At 68.8% G+C, this 1,314-nt stretch carries 2 protein-coding genes; both read right to left on the reverse strand.

Annotated features, from left to right (window positions below; genetic code table 11):
• A partial coding sequence (locus KY661_RS37070) for a helix-turn-helix domain-containing protein (protein ID WP_398577293.1) occupies window positions 1-246 on the reverse strand: 246 nt, incomplete at its 3' end.
• 439 nt (window positions 247-685) lie between these two features.
• Window positions 686-1,314, reverse strand: a 629-nt coding sequence (locus KY661_RS37075; protein WP_225414679.1) for a transposase, incomplete at its 5' end; no start/stop codon positions are given.

Genomic DNA, 1,314 nt, shown 5'->3' on the forward strand with positions numbered 1-1,314 from the left:
CCAGGCGCCTTGTCTCGGGCGCTTCGCCCCCTGAGAACGAAGCACCTCTGAACGAACTTTCTTCCGATGGCTTAGCAGGGCCGCGCGGCGGATGCGCAGTGTCTTGCCGATGCGAGCCACACCGGGCACCTGTTCGAGTCGGATCGACTCATAGAGAGTCTTCCGGTTCACGCGCAGCAATTCGGCGGCTTCCTCCACCGTGAGAAACTCGGGCACGTTGCCCGCAGCAAGAGGGGGCGTGTTCATGGCTGGTGCCCCTCCTGCACTCGCTGATGGGCCTGTGCTTCGTGTGGCCCCTGCATGGGTGAAAGGCTCGCGGCTGCCGAGTGTCCGACGCTGCGGGCCTGTCTCCAGGAGGTGCGGCGCCATGCGGTGAGGCGCGAGGAACCGCGCCGCTCGAAGCGGTGCGGCGACCCGAGCGCATCCGGGGGGCGGAGGGGACACGCTGCGCTGAGGGGGCTGTCCACGTCGGGCCGTCCCGCGTACCGGGGGCCGCCGTCGTGCCTGACTGCACGGGCTAGCCCGGATCGGTCACACCGGGCAGGGACATAGGGCTGTGTCGTAGCGGAGCCCGCCGAGGCCCTCGCGCCTTGCCTGGTGTCGGTTCTGATTTCAGCAACGGGCAAAGCGCGGCCCTCTCCCGCCGGAGTTGGGCCTGCACGAGAGTGTCAAAGAGCAGCGGGCGTCAGGAAGGGGCAGGGACGGTGCGCAGTTGCTCCGCGATGCGAGCGAAGAGGTCTTTCACCGGGGCTGCGGCGCTCAGGGACAGCACGACGCGGCGGATGCTGACGCGCACGAGGGCAGCCACCTTCAGCAGCTTGAGCCGAAGGGTGCCCACCTGCGCGCGCTCAAGCTCCGTGCCTTTCAAGCCGAAGTGGCGCAGCAGGTTGAGCAGCACGTATGCGACAGACGAGAACCAGAGCCGCAGCTGGTTGGCGCGCAGCGTGTGGGCGCTGGTCCGGTCGGCGAAGAGGCCCAGCTGCTGCTCCTTGATGCGGTTCTCCATGTCGCCTCGGGCACAGTACAGCTCCTCGTAGAGTGCCTGGGCCGGGTGCGACTGCTCGCAGAAGGACGTCACCACGAAGCGCGGGTTGTGCTTGTCGCCCAGCCACTCCGCCTTGGCCACCACGCGCCGCTCCCGCGTCCACGAGTCGCGTGTCTGGTAGCGCAGCTCGCGGTAGGCCCGCGTCGGCGCGCCCTCGCGCTCCTCGCGCGACACCGCGCGCACCAACTCCAGGTCCGCCGCAATCATCCCCTCCAGCCGCTTGTTGCGGGCCAGGCCGAAGACGTAGTCGACGCCGTTCTGCTCGCACC

Origin of the sequence: Allostigmatella hybrida (genome assembly GCF_020103775.1) — a bacterium.
Classification (GTDB): domain Bacteria; phylum Myxococcota; class Myxococcia; order Myxococcales; family Myxococcaceae; genus Hyalangium; species Hyalangium aurantiaca.